Origin of the sequence: Bradyrhizobium elkanii WSM2783 (assembly GCF_000472865.1) — a bacterium.
In the GTDB taxonomy this organism is placed as follows: Bacteria; Pseudomonadota; Alphaproteobacteria; order Rhizobiales; family Xanthobacteraceae; genus Bradyrhizobium; species Bradyrhizobium elkanii_A.
The window spans coordinates 54,024-76,149 of sequence record NZ_AXAP01000035.1 but is presented as its reverse complement, the minus strand read 5'-3'; the positions used below and the strand labels follow the sequence as shown (position 1 = coordinate 76,149).

The 22,126-nt window shown below is 60.0% G+C and carries 15 protein-coding genes and 2 pseudogenes; 9 read left to right on the top strand and 8 right to left on the bottom strand.

Annotated elements, in window-relative coordinates; genetic code table 11:
* Window positions 1-14: 14 nt before the first annotated feature.
* Complete coding sequence (locus tag YY7_RS0127140) at window positions 15-503, top strand: hypothetical protein (RefSeq protein ID WP_028165961.1); 489 nt, start codon at window positions 15-17, stop codon at window positions 501-503.
* A gap of 460 nt (window positions 504-963) precedes the next feature.
* Here the strand turns inward: YY7_RS0127140 and YY7_RS0127135 are convergent, their stop codons facing one another.
* The 4 genes and pseudogenes from YY7_RS0127135 to YY7_RS62055 all read right to left on the bottom strand — a co-directional run bounded on the left by YY7_RS0127135 (window position 964) and on the right by YY7_RS62055 (window position 6,411).
* Window positions 964-2,391, bottom strand: coding sequence for an HlyD family type I secretion periplasmic adaptor subunit (locus tag YY7_RS0127135; protein WP_028165960.1), 1,428 nt, complete (start codon window positions 2,389-2,391; stop codon window positions 964-966).
* On the bottom strand, window positions 2,378-4,579 hold the full coding sequence (locus tag YY7_RS0127130) for a type I secretion system permease/ATPase (protein ID WP_433994531.1): 2,202 nt from the start codon (window positions 4,577-4,579) through the stop codon (window positions 2,378-2,380). Before YY7_RS0127130 ends, YY7_RS0127135 begins: the two co-directional genes overlap by 14 nt.
* A gap of 216 nt (window positions 4,580-4,795) precedes the next feature.
* Window positions 4,796-5,104 (bottom strand): annotated as a pseudogene (locus tag YY7_RS65180) (cysteine peptidase family C39 domain-containing protein); the annotation flags it as partial.
* Window positions 5,105-5,220: 116 nt separating this feature from the next.
* Window positions 5,221-6,411 carry a hypothetical protein gene (locus YY7_RS62055; protein ID WP_051396950.1) on the bottom strand — a complete coding sequence of 397 codons (1,191 nt, stop codon included), beginning with the start codon at window positions 6,409-6,411 and terminating at the stop codon, window positions 5,221-5,223.
* A gap of 2,029 nt (window positions 6,412-8,440) precedes the next feature.
* Between YY7_RS62055 and YY7_RS0127115 the strand changes: the two genes are divergently transcribed.
* From YY7_RS0127115 to YY7_RS60710, 8 genes and pseudogenes are all read left to right on the top strand, one after another.
* Window positions 8,441-9,151 (top strand): class I SAM-dependent methyltransferase, encoded by a 711-nt coding sequence (locus YY7_RS0127115; protein ID WP_035691028.1) that lies wholly within the window; start codon window positions 8,441-8,443, stop codon window positions 9,149-9,151.
* Between the two features lie 713 nt (window positions 9,152-9,864).
* On the top strand, window positions 9,865-11,295 hold the full coding sequence (locus YY7_RS0127110) for a lipopolysaccharide biosynthesis protein (RefSeq protein WP_196237340.1): 1,431 nt from the start codon (window positions 9,865-9,867) through the stop codon (window positions 11,293-11,295).
* 123 nt (window positions 11,296-11,418) lie between these two features.
* A complete protein-coding gene (locus YY7_RS56825) occupies window positions 11,419-12,351 on the top strand; it encodes a class I SAM-dependent methyltransferase (RefSeq protein ID WP_051396949.1) in 933 nt (310 codons plus the stop codon).
* Entirely contained in the window at window positions 12,335-13,204 is an 870-nt protein-coding gene (locus YY7_RS65175) for a phosphosulfolactate synthase (RefSeq protein WP_433994529.1), read from the top strand. The genes YY7_RS56825 and YY7_RS65175 overlap by 17 nt, the downstream gene beginning before the upstream one ends.
* Complete coding sequence (locus tag YY7_RS0127095) at window positions 13,182-13,934, top strand: 2-phosphosulfolactate phosphatase (protein WP_080663871.1); 753 nt, start codon at window positions 13,182-13,184, stop codon at window positions 13,932-13,934. Before YY7_RS65175 ends, YY7_RS0127095 begins: the two co-directional genes overlap by 23 nt.
* On the top strand, window positions 13,927-15,162 hold the full coding sequence (locus tag YY7_RS53005) for a carboxylate--amine ligase (RefSeq protein ID WP_155255342.1): 1,236 nt from the start codon (window positions 13,927-13,929) through the stop codon (window positions 15,160-15,162). Before YY7_RS0127095 ends, YY7_RS53005 begins: the two co-directional genes overlap by 8 nt.
* Complete coding sequence (locus YY7_RS0127085) at window positions 15,159-16,313, top strand: mandelate racemase/muconate lactonizing enzyme family protein (RefSeq protein ID WP_028165954.1); 1,155 nt, start codon at window positions 15,159-15,161, stop codon at window positions 16,311-16,313. Before YY7_RS53005 ends, YY7_RS0127085 begins: the two co-directional genes overlap by 4 nt.
* A 110-nt stretch (window positions 16,314-16,423) precedes the next feature.
* Window positions 16,424-17,215: pseudogene (locus YY7_RS60710) on the top strand (IS66 family transposase); the annotation flags it as partial.
* A 149-nt stretch (window positions 17,216-17,364) separates the two neighbouring features.
* On the opposite strand, the gene YY7_RS52995 reads toward YY7_RS60710, so the two are convergent.
* The 4 genes from YY7_RS52995 to YY7_RS0127055 form a co-directional block, all read right to left on the bottom strand.
* Window positions 17,365-18,285 (bottom strand): hypothetical protein, encoded by a 921-nt coding sequence (locus YY7_RS52995; protein WP_155255341.1) that lies wholly within the window; start codon window positions 18,283-18,285, stop codon window positions 17,365-17,367.
* 56 nt (window positions 18,286-18,341) lie between these two features.
* The gene (locus YY7_RS0127070; protein WP_028165952.1) at window positions 18,342-19,664 is read right to left on the bottom strand and encodes an O-antigen ligase family protein; all 1,323 of its coding nucleotides are present in this window, start codon (window positions 19,662-19,664) and stop codon (window positions 18,342-18,344) included.
* A gap of 125 nt (window positions 19,665-19,789) precedes the next feature.
* Entirely contained in the window at window positions 19,790-20,971 is a 1,182-nt protein-coding gene (locus tag YY7_RS0127065; protein ID WP_245287426.1) for a glycosyltransferase family 4 protein, read from the bottom strand.
* Window positions 20,972-20,991: 20 nt separating this feature from the next.
* A complete protein-coding gene (locus YY7_RS0127055) occupies window positions 20,992-22,125 on the bottom strand; it encodes a radical SAM protein (RefSeq protein ID WP_028165950.1) in 1,134 nt (377 codons plus the stop codon).
* Between the last annotated feature and the right edge of the window lies 1 nt (window position 22,126).

Genomic DNA, 22,126 nt, shown 5'->3' with positions numbered 1-22,126 from the left:
CGCGCTGCTAGTGATTGTTCGACGTCTCCGAATACCTCGGTGAAGAAGCCGCGAGCGGACTCTGCGTTCGCGAAACAATCAGTGCCCAACGCCGCCGCACGGCCGACATCTCCGGCCCGGGAATGCCAGGGGACGCCCACCCCGAAGTAGTCGAGGGGTCGAATGACTCCATCCACTTTGGCCTTTGCTACATGAGCCCTCGTGCTTCGGTCGCTTTTACGGGCCGCAAAGGCCATTCCTGGCCGTCTCAGATCGGCCTGACCGCTAGTTGCTGGGCGGCGCCGGAAGTTGCCGAGCAGCTGGAGGATCTGACAATCCGCTTCTTCCGATCAATCGGCTTGACGAACGGCTTCGTCAGCATGGAATACAAGCGCGACCAGCGTGCCAGCGGCTTCCGGTTTGTCAGCCAACCGTTAGGCTCAGATGGGCAGGTGGAGATCTCCTCTCTGTCATGTTGGTTATTGCGACGCCACCGGCCAGCCGTGCCCACCATTAAAGCTTGATCCAACCCATGTCTGGCGAGACGAATTCAGGGATTTCATCTCGCCCGGATGCTCGGCACCAGCTGTTTCTATCCACATCATCGGATTCACAACGCCTACTGGCGTTGGGACGATCTAGGTCCGGCACTACTGAAGGCAGCAAGAGGGATACTGCGTCGTGTGATCAGGCAAGGTCCCAAGACCAAAGCGATTTCGGTCAGTCAGGAATTCATTGAGCGTAACCGGTTAATTATCTCGGCCTTGTCTCGTGTTCTTGCAATTCATGGGCCGTCGACCGCGACCTGTCTTTGACGTTGGGGATGCGACGAGTGGCCAGTTTGCCAGGCGCGGCCGATCGCAGGTCCGCTACGGTAGTATCTGACACGGCCGTGGTGGATTATCAAATGCCGCGTGCACCAGCTCACTCGCCATGGCTTGCCTCCAGTTGCCCGCAATGCTCATCGATAGTGCTCCGCGTCGTCTACCGCTCCCGCAGCGCTTCCTGCTTGTATTTCGCGAGCGGCGAGAGCAGGTAGCTGATGATCCTGCGCGAGCCGGTCCTGATCTCGACCGTCACCGCCATGCCGGGACCGAGCTTGACGAGCTTGTCCTCCACCTGCATGTACGACCGGTCGAGTGAAATGCGCGCTGCATACTCCAGCTCCTGACCTTTCGGTTCACTGGTGCTCTGCGCCGAGCCCGCCGCTCGGTCATTCGATGTGGCCTGTTGCCTGTCACGTGTGATGGCGTCCGACGAAACACTGATCACGTCGCCATGAAGGAGTCCGTAGCGCGTGAAGTTGAAGGTGTCGACCTTGATCTCCGCCTTTTGTCCCGGATGGACGAATCCGATGTCGCGGTTGGAGAGCATCGCGTCGATCTCGAGCTGGCTCTCGCTCGGAACCACCACGGCCAGCGCCTGAGCAGGCGTCACCACGCCTCCCACCGTATGAACGGCGAGTTGCTGCACGACGCCATCGACCGGCGCCGTCAAATGCTGCAGCTTCGTGCGCCGCTCTGCCTTGATCACCTCCTGCTGAGCACTAGCAGCCTTCTGCTCGGCTTTCGCGAGTGCGTCATACGTCGCGCGACGATACTCCGCGACGGTCTTGTCCCTCGTTTCCTTCAGCAAGGCGATGGCCGCATCCGCTTCGCGCAGCCGGCTCTGTTGCAGGAGGAGATCCTGCTGAAGGCCGACCAGGTCCTGATACTCGGAGAGATAGACGACCTTCGAAGCCAGTGCCTTGTCGACGAGTGTCTTGCGAATGTCGACGCGCTCCTGCAGCACCGGTATTGTCGCCTGCAGCTTCGCGGCGCTCGCCGACGTGGTCGCCCGTTCCGCTTCCTTCTGAGCTTGCTGGCGCTCGATCTCCGAGAGCTTGGCGCTCTGTTCGGCGCGCTGGCTGATCAGGAACTGACGATGCATCTCGATCTCCGCGGTGCTCGCACTCTGCGGTGGTCGGAAGGCAGCAAGCGGATCCTCCGCAAGTGCCGCGTGCAGCCGCGCAACGTCGAGTTCGGCCGCGACGAGGTCGCTCCTCTGCCGCTCCTGGTCGGCTTCGGTCATTGTCGGGTCCAGCTCGATCAGAACGTCGCCGGCCTTGACGCTCTGGCCGTCGCGTACGTGGATGGCGCGGACGACGCCCGTTTCGAGTGGCTGGATCAACTTGGTGCGTCCACCCGGCACGATCTTGCCCGTCGCGGTTGCGACGATATCCACGCTGCCGAATGACGCCCACAGAAGCGCGATGCAAAGGAGCGCGATGATACTCGCTCCCATCGCCCGCCCGATCGGCGACGGTGGCGACTCGGTAATTTCGAGCGCCGCCGGCAGAAACGCAATTTCCTGCTCGCGACGGCGAACCTCGGTTCGCGGAAATACGATGATGTTTCGGCTAGCGGACGTCATGGATGCCCGCCTGCAGATAGTGGAGGTTTGCGTAACGCCCGTTCGAACGGATCAGCTCATCATGGCTACCATCCTCGACGATGCGGCCATGTTCAAGCGTGATGATTCGGTTGGCGTGACGCACGGTCGAGAGCCGGTGAGCGATGACGAACACGGTCCGGCCGGAGGAGATCTGTCGCATGTTCTGCTGTATGGCGCGCTCGCTTTCGTAATCGAGGGCGCTGGTGGCCTCGTCCAGGATGAGAATGCGCGGGTCGGTAATGAGTGCGCGCGCGATCGCGACACGCTGGCGCTGCCCCCCGGAAAGACTGCTGCCGCGCTCGCCGACGATCGTGTCATAGCCCTCGGGCAGCTCCAGGATGAAGTCGTGAGCGCCGGCGAGCGTTGCCGCCTCGATCACGCGTTCCATGGGCATGGCCGGATCGGCGAGTGCGATGTTCTCGCGAATGGATCGGTTGAAGAGCACGTTCTCCTGCAACACGACGCCGATCTGGCGTCGAAGCCAGGCCAGGTCGACCATCGCGAGGTCGACGCCGTCGACCAGCACGCGCCCACTCTCCGGCACATAGAGACGCTGTATCAGCTTGGTGATGGTGCTCTTGCCCGAGCCGGAGGAGCCCACGATGCCGACGACCTGACCGGGCTCGACGCTGAACGACACGTCGTGCAGCACCTGGGGGCCGTCGATGCGGTAACGGAAGGTCGCATGCTCGAACGTGACCTGCCCGCGGATCGGCGGCAGCGCGGCACGGCCGGGATTAAAGCTTGGCTCAGGAATGGTGTTGAGGATGTCGCCGAGGCGATCGATCGACAAGCGTGCCTGATGGAAATCCTGCCAGATCTGCGCAAGCCGCAGCACCGGCATGCTGACGCGCGCGGCCAGCATGTTGAACGCGACGAGCTCGCCGACGGTCACGTCGCCGCCGATCACAAGCCTAGCGCCGAAGTAGAGCGTTGCGGCGACGACCAGCTTGTTAATCATCTGGACCGCTTGGCTCGCCGTGTTGTTCAGGCTGAGCACGCGAAAGCTGGCGCCCACGTAGGCGGCCAGCTGCTCCTCCCAGCGAAGTTGCATCTGCGGTTCGACCGCCATGGCCTTCAACGTCTCGACGCCAGTCACGCTCTCGACCAGGAAGGCCTGGTTCTCGGAGCCGCGATTGAACTTCTCATCGAGACGCCGGCGAAACAGCGGCGCAGCTCCCGCGGAAATGCCGATGTAGAACGGGAACGACGCCATGACGATCAGCGTCAGCGTCATCGAGTAATAGAACATCACCCCAAGGAACACGACGGTGAACAAAAGATCGATCACGAGCGTGAGCGCCGAGCTCGTCAGGAACTGGCGGATATTCTCGAGCTCGCGGACTCGTGCGACCGAATCGCCGACGCGGCGCGTCTGGAAATAGGCGATGGGTAACGCCATCAGGTGACGGAACAGCCGGGCGCCAAGCTCGACGTCGATTCGGTTCGTCGTGTGCGCGAACAGATAGACGCGCAGTGTACCGAGAACGGTCTCGAACACGGTCAGCGCGACAAGGCCTATGACCAAGACGTCGAGCGTGCTCATGCTTCGATGCACGAGCACCTTGTCGATGACCACCTGGAAGAACAGCGGTGAGATGAGTCCAAAGACCTGGAGGAAGAACGACGCGACAAGCACTTCGCCGAGAAGGCGGCGATATTTGTGAACCGCGCCGACAAACCAGCCGATATCGAATCGCCGGGAGAGATCCGTCAGGGCGGCGCGCCGGGTCATCAGGATGATGTCGCCGTCCCAGATCGCCTCGAGCTCCGTCTGCGTCATTGTTTCCGGTCGGGGAGACAGCGGGCGCTGAACGAGAAGACTGTCATCGACGACTTTACCGAGGATCAGGAATCCGTCATCGCGCAGCACGGCTATCCCCGGCAGTGGAGTAACCGCAAGCCTGTTCCAGCTCGTTCTCTGGACCCGCGCCTTGAGCCCGAAGTCCTTCGCACAGCGCAGAATTTCGGTGACACCTATGCGCGCCGTGCCCGTCCGATGGCGGATTTGGCCCGGGTCAGCTGCAATGCCATGGCAACGCAGCAGGATCGATAGGGCTATGAGGCCGGATTCATCGTCACTCTCAGATTCGGTGCTCGCAGGCTGGAATTCGGTGCTCGCCCGCTTGGCGGCAAGATCGATTTGATGGGCGACACGCGAGCGCATCAGCCTATCGCGGGCACGCATCAAGATATCCCGAGCACGCACCAAGGGATCGCGGACGCGCAGTACGGATTCTACGGCGCGTCGCGCCAGATCACGCCCAGGGACACTCATGCCGACGAAGGAATGGAGCATTCGATTCGCGAGATTCTGTGATCCGGCTAGGATCAAGCGGCCGTCCCATACGTCTTCGAATTCCGCGCGCGTCATCAGCTTCGGATGCGATGCAGTTGGATGCAGCACGAGCGCCGCCTGGTCGTCGACCTTGCCGAGGAGCAGGAATCCACCGTCACGGAGCGAAGCGATTCCGGGCAGCTGGATCTTCGCAAGTCGCTTCCAATGCGTCGTGCGCGAACGCACCGTGACCCCTAATTCGTGCGCACAGCGAAGCATCGCGCCGATGCCGATCGCGCTGCTTCCGCAGCGATCGCGGAGCTGGTCGGGCTCAGCGTTCACGCCATGAAGGCGCAGGAACAGAGCTAGCGCTCGAAGCCCTAGATCTGCGGCGTGGGCATTCCGGTTCTGCATCGCCATTTTTTGCTCAACTCGTCGCGGCTACCCGGCCGCGCTTGATGTTCCTTCTCATGCATTCCAAAGACCGATGTGCCGCACCCAGGCGCCGAGCGCCCGGGTGCGGAAGCGGATCAGTGTTGAGGTCTGGTCAGGAAGGAATCCTGACCCCCGACGGCTCCATTCGAGAGCGCCGCCACGATCTGCCCCGAGTCGACCCGGCCGGTGTTGCCGGCCAGATACTGGTTCAGCAGCGCGAAACTCTGGCTTGCCAGGGACGCCGTGCTCTTGCCGGTCGCAGACGGATCATGATCCGTCGCGTTGATCGCCTGCGGCGCTGAGTTCGCAAGCCCGCCAGCGACCAGGTCCCTGATGTGGCTGAACAGGGCAGAGCCGTGACTTGCCGCAGACGCCGGGGTCGTGACGGTCGCAGCCGGGTGATCCGTCCCGGTGATCGGCTGCGGCTCAGAGGTCGCCACCGTGCCGACCGAATCTGCGCGCTGGGACGTGGTCGTACCGGTCGCAGCTATAGGATCCGTCGCAGTGGTCGGCTGCGACGCAGTTGTCGTCGTGGCACTCGCAGGTCGAGGATCCTTCACGGTGATCGTCTGCGGCGCAGACGTTGCAACGGTGCCGGTGACCGGGTCCTTCGCGCTTGCGGTGAGCGTGAGTGTTGAGACCGGATCAGCCGATCCCTTGTAGTTCGATTGCAGCGTCAATCCGCTGTCGACCTGCGCGGCCGTCAAGGTGATGTTCTTTCCCTTGAAGGTGTGACCGTCCAGCTTATCGGTGATCGTTTCGTATCCCGGCAGTCCCGAGATTTTCACAGTCACGACGTCGTTGGGGTCGGTCGTTGTCACTTTCACTCCCAGGTCGACCGTGCCGCCGCCGGTCACCGAGAGCGTACGATCCGCGATAGAGAGGGCCGGCTTGGTCACGGTTGACGGCGAAGACGGTGAGGTCGGCGAGGTCGGTGTAGGCGGAGAAGACGATGGCGTCGCATCGATCTGGAGACCGGTGAACGTCTTCACCGCACCCGAGAGGTCCGCCGCAAGACCGGACCCATCCTTGATGCTAGCCCCCGTCGGAAGATTGACCCCAGTGATGGCTAGCGCCGAGGTGTCTTTGTCAGTCGACGCGACGGTGGTTTTGAAGGTGAGTGAGCTCGTGCCCGAGCCCCCGACATAGGTGGCCTTTCCGCCATCGTTGAGCGACAGCGTTGGCGTGCCGGTGACGGTCACGGCCTCGCTGAAGCCGAGTGTCAATGTGATGGTATCGCCGCTATGCTCGACTCCCGTTCCCGGTGAAGCGGAGGCCTGCGTCACTGCCGGCGCGAGATTTGGCGGGGTAGTTGGCGACGTAGGCGTGGGTGGGGTCGTAGGCGTGGTTGGCGCAGAGGTGGTCCTCAGCGGGGGCGGTAGATCAGCCTGCAACTGCGCCGCACTGAACGAAGTGAAGTAAAGAGTCTTATAGTCAGTTGTTAGTGCGACCCAATCGCTCATCCCGGCTCCGGGATTGTTGGAAAACCCGTCGACGTATGGAGCTGTGGAGTTTAGCCACCAATCAGCACCCAGATTGGCCACGAGATGCTCGTTCGGATCATTGGTCTTCATGCTCGCTTGAACATAAACACCGTCGACCGCTCCTGGCGCGTACGTTCCGCGTGCGTCCGGCCAAAAATGGTCGTTGTATCCATTTAGCGGCGCAGCTCCGCTTGCGCTGCCGTCCGATGATCTTGTCACTTGCCATGCAGTGTTTGTGTTTCCGGAAAAATCAGCGAGAAACTGGGCCCCGCTGATGGGGTCCGTCGCCTGATCTTGCGTCAGGACCCAGCCACCACCTTTGAGGTGCACCCACGTCTGGAAGTTCGCGATCTGAACATTAGCTGGGGTGGAATCGGCCGGCGCCCCGGCCTGGGGATAAACTTGCCCCCATCCCGTGACAGCCGAGAAATTGGAAGGGGGAGTGCTCCCTGTATGACCCGTGCTACCGCCATACCAAGAATAGCTTGTGGGGACGCCTAGTGGGTATCCTTCACTATTGCCTGGCGTATTTTGATAGATGGTATCGGTCAACGCAGTCACTCTGAATCTCCTTTGCAGGAAGGTTGAAGACGAGGAATTCCACTGCCGCGCACAGCGGGGCGCGCGACATACCGCCTGCTCGCAGCATCGCACCGCGAACAGATTTCAATGCATCGCAGCCTCGGACCGCGAGCAGATTTTCAATGCAGTGGGATTTTGGAGGCTGGCCCCCCGACTGCTGTGGTCGGTTGGTTAATAAGCAAAGATGGCGAAAAAACTTTCAAAGTATGATTTATACCTAGGTATGCATGCCCGATACGTGTCCATATCGGGTTCAAGCCACGCGATCGATTTCCATCAGATTGCTTCGTCGTCAGCGTTGTGGGAGATCGAAAGCGACGGAGCCAGCCGAGACGAACGCACGCCAGGGCCGATCTATTTTAACGCGTGATGCGAGGGTGCTTCACGCTCAGGTTAGGGATCGTCAAAAATTTGAAGCGCGACCAGTCGCCAAACCACCTCATCCCTTTCGAGAAATGTCGTGTCCGCGCAGGAAAAGTTAAGCATGTCCTCCACCCTGCCGTGCTTGTGCAGATGGCAGGTTTATTGCGAGCACCAGGCAGAGACAGTTCGATGAATTCAATCGTCCGGTCTCGATTACTCCAAGCGCGGGTTCTTGCTCGTGTTCTCGTCGCGCCCTCGGGCACCGAGATCGAGTGGTGTTTTAGGCCGACCTGAGCCGGATAGCGAAGCCAATTTCGGGGTCGACCAAGGCCTCCTGATCCAAGGTACCCCGTAAGGGTTATTGCGATAACCTTATGATCCGGGACACAATTGCTGGCAGATGTCATGGCTGCTGGCGCAGATGTCGTGGCGAAAGCCGGCTGAGTGAACAGGCGGAGTGAACAGCTCGGCCTCTCCGGTCCCGCCCCCGACCAGCGGAGGGTTCGCGCAAGCTGATCGCCACGGTCGCAGACTAGGCAAAAGGAACAGCCACATCGAATGGGGACGCGTGTGTTGACGAACCTGAAGCCTGACCATGTGGCGATCCAGCGGCACCGGCAGGGACACGCGGTCGCTTGAGCGACTGATTGCGCACTACGAACTCGAACGCAGGCTCGCCGATCGGCTGCGGACGACCCGCCGCGACGATTACGGGGCGCAATTACGCTGATCGCAAGCGTCTGGACGCGGCGTTGATTGCTGTCAGAATTAGCGATGACGGCTTAGCTCGCAAAAGCTAGTTGAACTTTGGATCCTCAATCTCTCGTCCAAGTCGCAGTTCAATCAAAGGGGGGGAGCAATGGCGAATGTCAGAGGGGCAGAGCTTATGTCAAGCGATCTCTATACTGGACGAAATTATGCCGAGGCCCATCCGGGTTGGCATGACGAAGATGCTGGTACCAAGGCCGCGAAGATCGCCAAGATCGTGCGCGCCAACAACATCACTTGCCAGAAAATCGTCGACGTAGGCTGCGGGGCGGGAGGCGTTCTGAATGCGCTTCTTCAGCACGATATCTTCTGTAACTCAAGCGCCGTTGGCTACGATATCGCTCCTTATGCCATAAACGTCGCCAAACAGCGAGAAAGAGACAACCTAAGCTTCCACTGCGGTGACTTCTTGCAAACCAACGAGAGCTACGATTGTCTCTTGTGCATCGATGTCTTCGAGCACATCGATGACTATATCGGCTTTCTGCGAAAGCTCAGAGGACGTTCGAAATACTATGTGTTTCACATTCCTCTCGACCTTAATATCCTCAGCCTCCTGCGCTGTCAGCCTCTTCAGAAACGCAAGGAGGTTGGTCACCTGCATTACTTTGATCAGGCAACAGCTCTGGCGACTCTGCGCGACACCGGATTTGAGATCATTGACAGGCAGTACACTAGGACAGAAGATTTCCTCCATATCCATCCCGAATGGCGAAGCAAGAAATCCATCCTCGCTAACGCCGGGCGGCGCATTGTCCGGACTATTGCCGGAGAGGACCTGTCTGTGCGCTTGCTCGGCGGGGCCTCACTGATGGTCCTCACCAGCTAGTCAGGTAACGCGAGGTATCAGCGGCGCAATCCGCCCGAGACCTGGACGTTCATGTGAGAATGTTCTGCGCAGATGGGTGAAGGTTGCGAACCACCTCGCATTCGTCTGGTCATCATCGGTCGCCTGCCTCGCCTGACCACAGCTTGTCCAGCCAAGATCGGACGCACGCGACGGGGATGCGGCGGATTACCCCCAAATCTATGACTTTGACACTTATGCGCAGTTCCCACTCTCGACTTGACCTGCCACAATTCAAATACACTCAGACCGGCGATATCGTCCTCGCAGTGAGACTCTTCTGTCGTGTTCTGTCAGACGTTTTGAATGGCTACTTCGCCTGCACGCGGAACCCCACCCGCTATGGCGCTATGCCTACGTTGTACCGGCCTTCGCAATCCGCGCCACAGGGAACCTCATGCGCCAAGCGCTCTTGCCGGCCGCCGATTTGCTGGCGGGGCTCGTCATCTCGGAAATAGGGCCCGCCCCAGCAATGCTGAGAAATCTTTGAAAGCAACATCGACGCCGGCACAGCAATGGTTTCTGCGCGGAACAGTTCACACGACGGCCTGGGCCCCGAATGGTCGGAGAGGATGCTCGATTCAGACGGAGCAACGGCGCTCCACGAACTGACGAGGGATGCGCCTGTCGCCGCCATATCGCTGGCAATAAACGATTCGCCCTTGGCGGGCCCGACTCCAGCGAGACCGACGCCTATGGCGGTGTCGGACGACCACACGCTCAGCTTTTGGTCACGTCGCTGGCTCGCAGTTGCGAGCACGCGCGCTCTGGCGCTTGCCGATCAGGCGGTGGTCAGTGGAACGAGCTTCCTAACTACCGCTATGATCGCGCGCTGGGCCTTTCTAGACGAGCTCGGCATTTACGCGATGGCGATCTCGCTTCTCGTGTCTTGGGTCGCCGTGCAGGAATCCATGGTTTTGCTTCCCTACACGATACACCGGCACCGCCCGCAGGCCGCGCCAGCAGAACACGCCGGCAGCTACCTAGCGCTGAGCGGCCTCTTTTCGATACTCGCCATAGCGACGTTTTCGATGGCCGCCCTGGGTCTGTCGACTGCAATCGCACCGCATGGTATGGCGGCAGCGACCTTGGTCTTGGCGGCTGTGGTCCCGTTCGCGTCATTGCGGGAATTCGGCCGTCGGTTTGCTTTCGCTCACTTGCGCGTGCAGCAGTGCCTGACGCTGGACCTCGCAGCGAGCGCGCTGCAACTCTGTGGACTGGCCTGGCTCGGATGGACCGCACAGTTATCCGCCCTTACTGCTTGCGCGGTGATCGGCGTGGCGTACGCCGTGTCAAGTGTCACGTGGCTCTACCTTTCCCGCGAGAGCTTTGCGATCCAACGGGGCCAGTTGCGCAAGACGATGCGTCGAAGCTGGCAATTAGGCAAATGGCTGTGCGCAACCAGAATTGTGGAGTCGCTGCATGGCCAAGTTATCTACTGGCTGCTGGCCCTGGCCATTGGCACCGCCGCGACGGGTACCTACGCCGCATGCTTAAGCATCGTATCGTTCTGCAATCCAATCATCCAGGGGTTCTTCAATATTTTGCTACCGCAAGCTTCCCTCGCCTTGGCAACAGGGGGTGTCAGTCGACTTCAGCGAGAGATCGTCCGGGACGCGCTGCTGCTCGGCGCCGCGATGGCCTTGTTCTGCCTGCTCGTCGGCTTTGGCGGCGAGCAGGCGATGCACTTGCTATTTGGGCCACACTACGAGGGACAGGGTCACACGCTGGTAGTGCTGGCCCTGACGATGCTCGCGTGCGCGCTCGGCATGCCGGCTGCCAACGCCCTTGCCGCCATCGAGCGCCCGCATGCCATCTTTTGGGCGTGTCTCATCGCGATAGTTGTGACGGTCGTTCTGGTGTGGTTTCTGATGATGAAGTGGGGCCTCGTCGGAGCGGCCTACTCGATGTTGGCAGGCACTGCGGTGGGGGCATCGGCGCGGTGGGCGGCCTTCCTTTGGCTCGTCCGGCAGGTCCCCCCCAAGGGGCGCCGCACGGGGTTGCGCGCCCCAGGAGCCCGCCCCCGACGCTCAACTCGTGATCCGAGTCCGGAACCCCGTCGCGCGACGCCGATCGTGGGCGGCTACCCCAATCAGGGTACGCCTTGTGCGCCGATAGAGCACTAGCGGAATAGCCACAATCTCGCTCACAAGGTGAGTTCGGCCAGACTTATACTCACTCCGAAATCAGCGCGAATTCGAAACTCCGGCGCAGGTTGTCAGGCAGGTCGTTATTGAGGGGGTTGGGCAATGCCAGACATCGAGCACTCGAGCCTTGCGATCCACCAAAGAGAGCTGGACGCCCATTTTCGTGAAGAGTCTCCCTTTTGGGGAGCAATTTACGAACGTGAAGGCATTGTTGAAACCATTTATCAGGAGCGTCTGCGCCTGACGTTGGCCATGGCGGATGGGCTTTGCTTGCCGCCCAGCACGCGGGTTCTGGATGTCGGCTGCGGCGCAGGATTGGCCACGGTTGGTCTCGCTCGCCGAGCGCTGACCGTGGACGCGATCGACCCGGTACGGGCAATGACGCAGGCTACGCGCAAGCGTGTCGCCGCGGCGTGCGTAGAGACCAGAGTGGCGGTCCAGGAAGGCGACGTGCACGCGCTTCCCTTTTCCGACGACACTTTCGCATTGGTCGTCGCCCTCGGCGTTCTGCCCTGGCTGCCGAAGATCGAGCCGCCGTTGCGCGAAATGACCAGGGTCCTGCACCCCGGCGGCTATCTGATCGCCGCCATCGACACCTATTGGCAGCTGCGCCAACTTTTCGACCCGCTCAGGAACCCGCTGCTGCACGGACCGCGCAGGCTCGCGGGGCCCTTTCTGCGCAGACGGCTCGTTCCCCGCCGCGGCGTGCGCCCCCAGGTTACCCGGCTGCGCGAATTCAAGCGGGAGCTCGTGGCGCAGGGCTTGGAACTGCAGAGCGGCTACACTGTGGGCTTCGGGCCATTCACGTTTTTCAATCGTCCGATCCTGCCGGCTTCCGCTGGGCTACGCCTGAACAACTGGCTCCAGTCCATGGCCAACGCAGGAACACCAGCTTTGAGTTCAGGCGGCTCGCAATTTCTAGTGCTGGCGAAGAAGCCAAACGCCGCAGAACCAAAGGGCTCGTGCGACTCTTCACAGCTCGATCGGCGACTTCAACCCTGTCCGAGGAGTACTCTCCGTGCAACCCAACCATAAGTGCCACACGCGTGATTATCTAACGCTCATTGGCGTTCCACCCGTGGCGCCGTCCACGAGTGTGTTCGACCCGGGCTACGATCCGGTCACGTTGCAAGGCCACCTGCAGCAGAGCTCGCATCTGATCTCGATCCTGAAGATCTCCATGGCTTGCTGGCTGGTTGCGGATGAATACGCTACACGCCAGAAAATCGCGCTGGCTCGCGCCCATAATGTCGCTACGGTCACGGGCGGTGGCCCATTCGAAATCGCCGTCGCCCAAGGCCAGCTGCACGCCTATCTGGACCTTTGCGCCGACGTCGGCGTGACGCGGATCGAGGCCGGCCAAGGCTTCACCGACATGCCGCTCCCGCCGCGCTCGGTCATCACCATGGCACATGAGCGCGGGCTCGATGTACAGTTCGAGCTCGGCAAGAAGCACGGCGGCGCATTCGGCGAGGATGTTGTCGCCGAGCTCATCGTCCAAGGCCAAAGCTGGCTCGATGCCGGGGCCGAGGAGATCGTCGTCGAGGGCCGAGAATCGGCACGGGGCGTTGGGCTCTTCGATGATGACGGCGTTCTCAATCGTTCTTTTGCGGATCGTTTCGCCGCCAAGTTCGGCCTGGAGCGCGTCACCTTCGAAGCCCCGAACAAGCCGAGTCAGTTCGCGCTGATCGACCATTTCGGCCGCGAGGTGCGGATCTCCAACGTTCGGCTCGAGGAATTGCTGCGCGTCGAGATTTATCGCCGCGGCCTGCATTCCGACGCGTTCGGCCGGCCCAACTTGCGCCCCTCGAGCCCTACCTTCGCCCTGCATCCTGTGACTGAATTAAATGCCCGAGGCCAATTAAATGCCCAGGTCCATAGTCATTGATTGCTTCCCGGAAAGCGTGGTGCGCTATCGCAAGGGATATGCGGTGGTTGTCATCGATGTGGTCCGCGCCACAACAACGGCGATCACAGCTGTCGCGCTCGGCCGGCGCTGTCTCCCGGTGGCCAGCCTCGATGCTGCCCATTCGCTGGCAGGCCGGCTCGCTGATCCCCTGCTGATCGGCGAGGTGAACGGGATCATGCCGGAGGGGTTCGATATCAACAACAGCCCGGCGGCATTGGTGAAGCGCATGGACCTGCACCGCCCGGCGGTGCTCCTCTCCTCCTCGGGGACCAAGCTGCTTGAAGCGGCAGCGTCTTGCGAGGCCGTGTTCCTGGCATGCCTGCGCAATTTCACGTCTCTCGCAACACATCTCGCTGGCAGCTTTGCCGACGTCGCGGTCATCGGAGCTGGCACGCGAGGTGAATTCCGGGAAGAGGACCAGATGTGTTGCGCCTGGATTGCGGACCGCCTGTTCGAGTTCGGCTATCGCCCCGAGAACGAGGCGACTGCTACCATAGCCGAGCGCTGGCGTGGTTGCAGACCCGATGCCTGGACGCGGGGAAATAGCGCGGCGTATTTGCGCAGGAGCCAGCAGCTCGATGACCTCGAATTCATTCTTGATCATATAGACGATCTCCAGGCCGCATTCGCGCTGCGCGATGGCGAAGTGGTGTGGGAGCCGTTCGCCAAGGCCGATCGCGCATACGAGCGTGAGATCTTGTATGATTGAAGATGTATCGACCCCGGCCATAGTGCTCGGCTGCTACAAGCACGGCGGCCTCGCGGTCGTGCGCACGCTCGGCCGCCTCGGTGTCCCGGTCTACGTGGTCCACGACGGATGGGTGACAGCCGGCGCTTTCTCGCGCTACTGCCGTGGGCGCTTTCACTGGGAACTGAACAACGCGAAACCTGAGGCGTCAATACAGTTCCTCATGCAGGTTCATGAGAGAATCGGGCGGCGTGCGCTGCTGATCCCCACGAGCGATATCGCCGCCATGTTCGTTGCGGACCATGCCGTCCAGCTTGGCGCCTGGTTCGCCTTTCCCGAGCAGGACGCCAAACTCACGCGTTCGCTCTGCAGCAAGAAGGACATGTACTATCTCGCCCGGCAATGGAACGTGCCAGCGCCAGAGACTGCCTTCCCCCAGTCGGTCGATGACGTTGCTGTCTACTTGAAGACCGCCCGTTTTCCGGTGCTGCTGAAGCCCATCATCGCCGGGCGCAAGATTTGGCCCATCACGCTGGTCCACAGCCGTCAGGAATTGCTGGAGCACTATCAGGCAGTAGAGGATCCGTTGATGCCAAACGTGATGTTGCAGGAGTACATCCCCGGAGGTGACGAGATGGCCTGGGTCTTCAACGGCTATTTCGATCGCTGCGGGGAATGCCGGGTTGCTTTCACGGGCAGGAAGTTACGGAATTATCGGCCCTATTTCGGCATGGCGTCGCTGGGCTTGTGCATCCACAACGAGCAGGTCCTCAACACGACCATCGCCTTCATGAAGGCAATCGGCTACCGCGGCCCGCTCGATCTCGGTTACCGCTATGACGCGCGTGATGGTTGCTACAAGATCTACGATATCAACCCCCGGGTCGGCGCCATGTTTCGCTGCTTCGTCGGAGCCAATGACATGGATGTCGTGCGGGCGCTCTACCAGGACATGACGGGTCAGGCGGTCGTGCCCGCTACCACTGTGGAGGGCCGCAAGTGGGTTGTGGAAGACTGTGACTGGATCTCGGCTCTGCGTTATTGGCGCGATGGGAAACTGACGCCGCGCGGCTGGCGCGATTCGCTGCGCGGCATAGCCGAGACCAGCTACATTGCCCGCGACGATCTCCTACCGGTGGTCGGTGCGATCGCCTATGCCATAACGGTTTTTTTCAATCGGGGGCGCCAACTTTGGCGACAATCGACAGAGCCGACGGAGTGCATGGCTAGGCAACGGCCGGTAGCATGAAGATCATTGGCGCGAGGATCTACCTCGTCAATGTTGGCAGCCTGCATCCCGTCCTGGTCGAGCTCAACACGGATGGGGGCATCACCGGCGTTGGCGAGGCGGCCATCGCTTATGGCATCGGCGGCACGGCGGCAGCGGGGATGACCACGGACCTGGTCCAGGCCGTTGTGCTCGGCAGGGATCCGTTTCGCATCGAAGAGCTCTGGACGGAGATGTATGATCACTCGTTCTGGGCCAAGGGCGGCGGGCCAATCGTGTTCGCGGGAATAAGCGCGATTGAACAGGCCTTATGGGACATCAAGGGAAAAGCGCTGGGCATCCCCGTTTATGAGTTTCTCGGCGGCAAGCTTCGCGACCACGTCTCTACCTATGCAAACGGATGGTCTTTTCGGTGCAACACGCCCGACGAGTTTGCCGCCGCGGCGGAACGGGTTGTGCGGGATGGTTATTCGGGATTGAAATGCAACCCTCTGGCGATGCCGCGGCCGGACGGGGGCATACGCCACGTCTCCAGGCGCAGTGTCGACCGCGCCGCTATTGATCTCGCGGTCGAAAGGATCAGGTCGATCCGCGGCGCGGTTGGCCCCGCGGTCGCAATCATGGTGGACCTCAGCGGCGGACTTACGACGGACGCAACCATTCGCTTATGCCAGCGGTTCGCGGACCAGGACATCCTGTTCATCGAGGAGCCGGCTGACCCATTCGATCTCGGCGCCCTCAAGAAAATCTCGAGCCGCGTCGATGCGCCGCTCGCTGTCGGCGAACGGCTGTTCACCCGTTATGGCTATCGCTCGGTTCTCGAAGCCCGCGCCGCCGATGTGCTGCAGCCTGATATCGGCAATACCGGTGGCATTATGGAGGCAAAGAAGATCGCGGCCATGGCAGAAACGTACAACGCCAGAATTGCACCACACGTCTGCGCCAGTCCCATTGCAACTGCGGCGGCCCTCCAGCTCGATGCGTGCGTCGCCAATTTCATGATTCAGGAGTTGTACCCGTATCGCCCGCCGGCGCATTTCCAGTTGGTCGATCATGCACCGGAATCGGAGGTCGAGAACGGGCAGCTGCGCATCCCCGATCGCCCCGGCCTGGGTATCAACCTCGTCCCCGATCGGGTGCGTGCCTTCCTGTGGACGGAAGTCGGGCCTTAATCTGCAGAGCCAAGAGAGTTGGGCACCTCATTGATCGAGGCAACTGTGATCGGCGCGGCGTGACCAGCTGTCCCAAAAGCGAGTCAGGGGTACGCATCCGGCGCCGGCGCGAAGGTATCGACCTCGATGTATCGACGCTTGCAGACTGGGTGGGCGCCGCCGCGGCAACGCTGATGCCGCTGGTCGACGCGATCCAGACCCATGTCTTTGCGGCCGAACGCATTCACGCCGACGACACCACGGTGCCGGTCTTGGCGAAGGGCAAGACGCGGACCGGCCGGCTCTGAACCTATGTGCGTCGACGACCGCCCCTTTGCCGGGCCAGATCCGCCGGCAGCCGTGTTCTTCTATTCGCCGGACCGCGGCGGTGAGCATCCGGCGCATCATTTGGCGGCCTATGCCGGACTGATGCAGCCCGACGCCTATGCCGGGTTCAGCAGGCTCTACATCGAGCGTGGGATCAACGGTCTTACTCGCGAGGGGCGTGTGCGCGTGCGCCATGAGCATAGCCGGCCCCGTGATCGTCGGGCTGCAGGGTTGGCTGCGCGAGCAGCGCGCCAATCTCTCCAGGAACAACGATACGACCAAGGCGATCAGTTACTGCCTCAGCCGCTGCGATGCATTCACCCGCTTCCTCGACAACGGGCGCCTACTGCACGTCGAACAATGCGGCCGAACTCAAGCTACGGGCCGTCGCTGTAGGACGAAGAAACTGGATCTCGCAGGCTCCGATGAGGGTGGTGGGCGTGGGGCTGCAATCTACACACCCTCATCGCGACCACTAAGCTCAACGACATCGGTCTACAGGCTTGGCTCGCTGACGTGCTGGCACGCCTGCCGATCACCCTGCCAAGCTCATTCACGAACTCCTGCCTTGGAATTGGCAGCCTCACGCCGCCTAAACGCAGTCAGCCATCCGCCCAGACGACTAACTAGGGGCCGTCGCCGGATGCGTACAATCATCCTTGGCGACCGCGCCGCGTGCCTTGAAGCGGAGGCTGGTTGCGGCAAGTGCCAGAGCGGATCTGTCGAGCACTGAAGCAGTGATCCGCTATCTCAAGGGCGGCGGCGGTTCGGCTTCTAGTTGCGATTTAGTCATGGTCGTGAAGAAGAAGTACTGATACGTCGTCGTCAACTTGACCCAGCTGCCCATGCCGATGCCGGGATTATTTACAAACACTCCATTTTGGTAGAGGTACGGAGCTGAGGTGTTTTTCCACCAGTCAGCTCCAAAGTTTGCGATCAAATTAGCACTTGCACTATCGGTGCGCAGCTGGGCCATCGAGAACACCCCGTTGACTGTTCCGGGCGTATACGACCCTCTTGGCTCAATCCAGAAGTGATTATTGTAGCCGAATGCTGGCGAGTCCATTCTTACGCTTCCGTCAGACTGAATGACGAGACTCATTTCCGAAGAGGAGTTGTTGGAGAAGTCTGCCACGAAATGCTGGCCGCCGATGGAATTCGTAGCTTGATCTTGTACGAGTTGCCAGCCGCCACTCGTCAAGTGCACATAGACGCGATAGTCCTTCAAATAGACGTTTGCAGCAAGGTTCGAAGCACCCACTTGCGGATATATCTGTCCCCAACCCGTCAGTGAAGAGAAGTCGGCGGGAGAAGCAATGTTCCTCGTGGCGCCGGCGCCACCGGCGTACCACGAGTAATAGGTCCTGACCCCGTATGGATATATTCCGGTGTCATATCCCGAATTTTGCGAAGCGACACAATCGATCGACAAAGACGTGCAGGTGGGTTGGAGCGCCCGACGCTCGTGTTGTTGCACCTGCAGGACAGGATGACACATTCCCGGCCGCGTCGCATGCGATGCAGAGACTCTCTCCAACGAGAGATCGCCGTTGTCGCTGCATCGTCCGTACTGGGCTGGAGGCGCTATCGTCGCGGCGCTTGCCAATGAGACGAGAGCGCCGAGTAACATGGGAGCCGTGAGCGGACTGGCAAGATGCTCTTTCATGGGAAGTGCTCATGACCAGTATAGGCCGATGATACTAACAGCGGCCAAGTTGCGGTTCAGATAGTGCCCCGGCGCCCCGATGCTTCAATCCGCGAACCAGCAGTCATCGAGATGTGCGAGTAACGCGATTCTAGGTCACGTTGGATGACGGCTTCAGGTTGAGCCAGCACCACAAAGACACTGACGATCAAGTGCGAAAACGCCACTGTTTCCCTGTTGAAGCTAGCATCGAACAATGCAACCAGCGTCACGCCGGCAAACATGGCAATCCAGAAGTGCAGGCCTCCAATTTCTGCTGACCTTTTTCCATATACGAAAACGAGCCGCTGCCGGTCCGACATTGCGGCGAGCGGAAGACTGAACCAAAACACAGCAAAGGAGATCAGGCCGACCACGCCCGTCTCGAAGAATATTTCCAAGAACTGACTATGCGCCAACAGGGAAAACGGGCTGTATAACGTCACTTGACCAGGACCGTATCCGATCAACGGTCGGTCCAATGCAAGCGTAGATAGATAATACCAGTGGTGAATGCGCCAATGGACCGAGGTAACCGCGGTGCGCCAATCCCACACCATATATTCGCCTCTCAGAACATATTCCGGAACTGACCTCAGGTCCGAAAACAATTCTCCAAATGGAGTCATCCAGGTGACTACAGCGAATGCTGCAGCGAACGCCGGGAGGAGGGCAGGTCTCCGAGTAAAAAGGAATATGCCGAGGGTCAGTCCCAGTAGCGCGACCCCGGTCCTCGAAGCAGAAAGGACCAAAGCGACGAGAAACAACGTGTAAACCACAAGGTGGAAAAGCGTGACGGGAAGGCGCAGTTTTCGGCGCGATAACTCGCAAACGCAAAAAGTCAACACGATCTCCAGGCTGAAGGGTACGGGGTGCGAAGAAAGACCCGCCACCCGTTCAAACTTGTCGTACTGTGTAACAAGTTCTGTACGACCGGTTAAGTATTGACCTAGTCCAACCATGGAAATCAGAGGCAACAACAGTATATAAGCACGATGAACGTTCAGGCAAAACGTTGGAGAGCGATAAGCAGAAGACAATAATATCGCAAACATCATCAGGTATGCATACCTGAAGATCTCATACCAGGCAGCATATGCGTCGATAATGTAACCTGCTCCAAAGGCGTTGACGACAAATGACAGTCCCGAAGCGACAACAAAGGCGGACAAAGATATCAACAGCGTGAAAAATCTCCCGTGTATCCTGACATGTCGCGCGTGCCAGGCGGCCACAAGACCAATCACAATAGCGGTGAGTGAAAGAGCCAGTGAGAGGTTCGTACCGTACAGACGATCGACCCCATTGGAGAGTGACCTCAAGAAGATGAAGACAGGAAGAAATAATAGGAGTGCATCCATTTTGCGCGGCGCCTTAGTGCGATCGGAGGCGGAATACAGCCCAACTGTTGCGACGGCGCCTAGTCGGGTAACCACAAAGCAGGACGGACGTGACGGCTTCGCCGCCACGCCGCGTAAGCAACCGGCTACGCAGCGCGCGGCGGTGCCGGCCGGGGCCGCACATGGGGGCCACCTCTGCGTGGCTCGATTGCTTTACGGTAGCATCCAAGGGTTCGCTCCGCGACAGAACGCCAGTCTTCCCGTTGGGCAAGCCAGCTGCGCGTTTTCTCACGGAGATCCGACGACCACGGTTGTTGTGCAAAGGATGCCAGGCGATCAGCGAGCGCTGACACGTCTCCCAAGGGGAAATAGTGCGCGTCATCCAATTCGATCTCCAAATGAGCGGGAATGTCACTGGCCACCACTGGCAGACCGTAGCTCAAGGCCTCCATCAACGCGATCGGCAACCCTTCGTGCGAGGATGGCAAAACGAAAATACCTGCATGGGCGTATAACTCGCGCAGTGCTAGTCCGCTCTGGAAGCCCGCCATGATCACCCCGGCAGTCGCCTGAGCGCGCTCCGACACCGCTGCAGCATAGGCGTCGGGGTACTCAGAACCCCCAACTAACACGAGCTTCCACCCATCGAGTTTGGCATCGGCAAAGGCCGAGATCAGGTCCGCGTGGCGTTTCTCCGGTACCAGCCGGCTCACCATCAGCACGTATCGGCCCGCCGCGAGCCCGAACTTCTGCAGCACCGAAGTGCTCCTGGGCACTTCAGGCAAGGTGATGCCATTTGGAATAAGGTTCGAATTCAGACCGTACTTATCCCGTACCAAGTTCCGAATAGTCCGGGAGATCACGATGCGGCCATTGGAAAACCGCATGCCCCAGGCCTCTCCAGTATGCAGCGCCAATCTGGCCAGTGGGCCCCATTTCTCTCGTTCGTAATCCGGGCCATGGTGCGTCACGACAACGTGAAGTCCGAGCAGCCGTGCGAGCGGCACCATCAAGGCCGGCCCGATGGCCTGGATGTGCAGGACGTCCGGCCGCTGCCATGCGGCCACCAGTACTCCGAGAAACGAATGAACTACCGTCTCAAGGGCCGAGGCTTTCGGGGACCAAACCCGCAAGTAGCGTACTCCGCGCCACTCGTTCCCCCCGTCAGGCCGCATATAGGGGGAACGGACAATCACTTCGACATTGCAACCCAGTTCCTTGAGGCGGGGGCACAAATGCTCGGCGTGGACTTCCACTCCCCCCTGTACATTGGGGAAGCCGCGCAAGCCAAGCATCATCACCCGCAGCACCAGATGATCCGTACCCACTGCACCCTCCCGGTTATTTGCTAGTTGTTCATGAACTCCTTGAGCGGGTATCTGGCCTCGACGGTGTCTCTCCCACGCACGAGGTGGGCCTTTTGCTTTTGGTTTAAGAATGATGTTCGCTGAATGCGCGGAGTCGACGCCACGCTGGAATAATCAATGTACTCATCGAAGCAAATCGGCTTGCCGAGCGCCACTTTAAGCTTATTCTTTAACACCCACATCAGCGGCCCCCTCTTCGGCGCCTGGGGGAGCAGCGTTGAGCGCATTGCCGTGCGTGCCGTCGTCACCATCCAACAGTTCTGTTCGCAAGTGTGCACTTTAGCGACCGCGCTCTTGGCCGCGTCACTTGTCATAATCTCGTTCCAGGACTGCTGCGCCAAGTTACCCAGCAGCAAGTCCGATCGCACATTGCAGGCCCACACATCGGACCAGGGATCGATGAATGCAAAGTCCGTCGCCGCAGTACAGCGTATCAGTCGCGGGTGTCCGAGGATCTTTTTGATCAAGCCCAGATTCAAATAGGCGCGAAACCAGTTCTTCGGCTTATTACTGTTGAGCATCGCAGTGATAAGCCCTTCCACTTGTCGTGCCACCGCGACGCGCTCGTAGAAGTAGTTATCATTCTTGTAGAATTGCCACGCGTTATGCAGCGTCGAAGTTGAAAGTTCGAAGCCCATCGAACACGCCAATTCATAGGTTCGCACCAGCTGATCAACATTCTCGTCCTGAATGACGAAGGCGAACCCCAGATCTTGCCCGCCTGCCTCTTGCAACATTCGAAGCCCAGCCACCTTTGTGGCGTAGCCGTGCTTTTCGCCGCGAATGGAGTTGTTGGTGGCCTCGTCACCCTCCAGGCTAAAACGAACCTTGATTTCGGGATGCTTCCTGACGATGGGCAGGAGCCGCTCGGGATGTAGTCCGTTCGAACTGACCTCTATGACCCGGGCCTTCGGATGGAGCAGGTCCACCATCTCGGCCAGATCTTTCCGTAGGGTTGGTTCTCCACCGGAGATATTCAGGTTATCGAACCGCGCGGGAAGCTTGGCAAGGGTTTCGAGTGTGACCTCCTCCTTGGGATCGGTCGGATTTTGCCAGATATAACACATCTGGCATTTCGAATTGCACCGATACGTGGATATTATGGTGAGGTCCATT

Bases quoted from the DNA above. Each gene is read 5' to 3' on its own strand.
- YY7_RS0127135 (WP_028165960.1), bottom strand. From the start codon at position 2,391: ATGACGTCCGCTAGCCGAAACATCATCGTATTTCCGCGAACCGAGGTT.
- YY7_RS0127130 (WP_433994531.1), bottom strand. From the start codon at position 4,579: ATGCGCTCGCGTGTCGCCCATCAAATCGATCTTGCCGCCAAGCGGGCG.
- YY7_RS0127115 (WP_035691028.1), top strand. From the start codon at position 8,441: ATGTCAAGCGATCTCTATACTGGACGAAATTATGCCGAGGCCCATCCG.
- YY7_RS0127110 (WP_196237340.1), top strand. From the start codon at position 9,865: ATGGCGGTGTCGGACGACCACACGCTCAGCTTTTGGTCACGTCGCTGG.
- YY7_RS56825 (WP_051396949.1), top strand. From the start codon at position 11,419: ATGCCAGACATCGAGCACTCGAGCCTTGCGATCCACCAAAGAGAGCTG.
- YY7_RS0127095 (WP_080663871.1), top strand. From the start codon at position 13,182: ATGCCCAGGTCCATAGTCATTGATTGCTTCCCGGAAAGCGTGGTGCGC.
- YY7_RS53005 (WP_155255342.1), top strand. From the start codon at position 13,927: ATGATTGAAGATGTATCGACCCCGGCCATAGTGCTCGGCTGCTACAAG.
- YY7_RS0127085 (WP_028165954.1), top strand. From the start codon at position 15,159: ATGAAGATCATTGGCGCGAGGATCTACCTCGTCAATGTTGGCAGCCTG.
- YY7_RS52995 (WP_155255341.1), bottom strand. From the start codon at position 18,285: ATGAAAGAGCATCTTGCCAGTCCGCTCACGGCTCCCATGTTACTCGGC.
- YY7_RS0127070 (WP_028165952.1), bottom strand. From the start codon at position 19,664: ATGGATGCACTCCTATTATTTCTTCCTGTCTTCATCTTCTTGAGGTCA.
- YY7_RS0127055 (WP_028165950.1), bottom strand. From the start codon at position 22,125: ATGGACCTCACCATAATATCCACGTATCGGTGCAATTCGAAATGCCAG.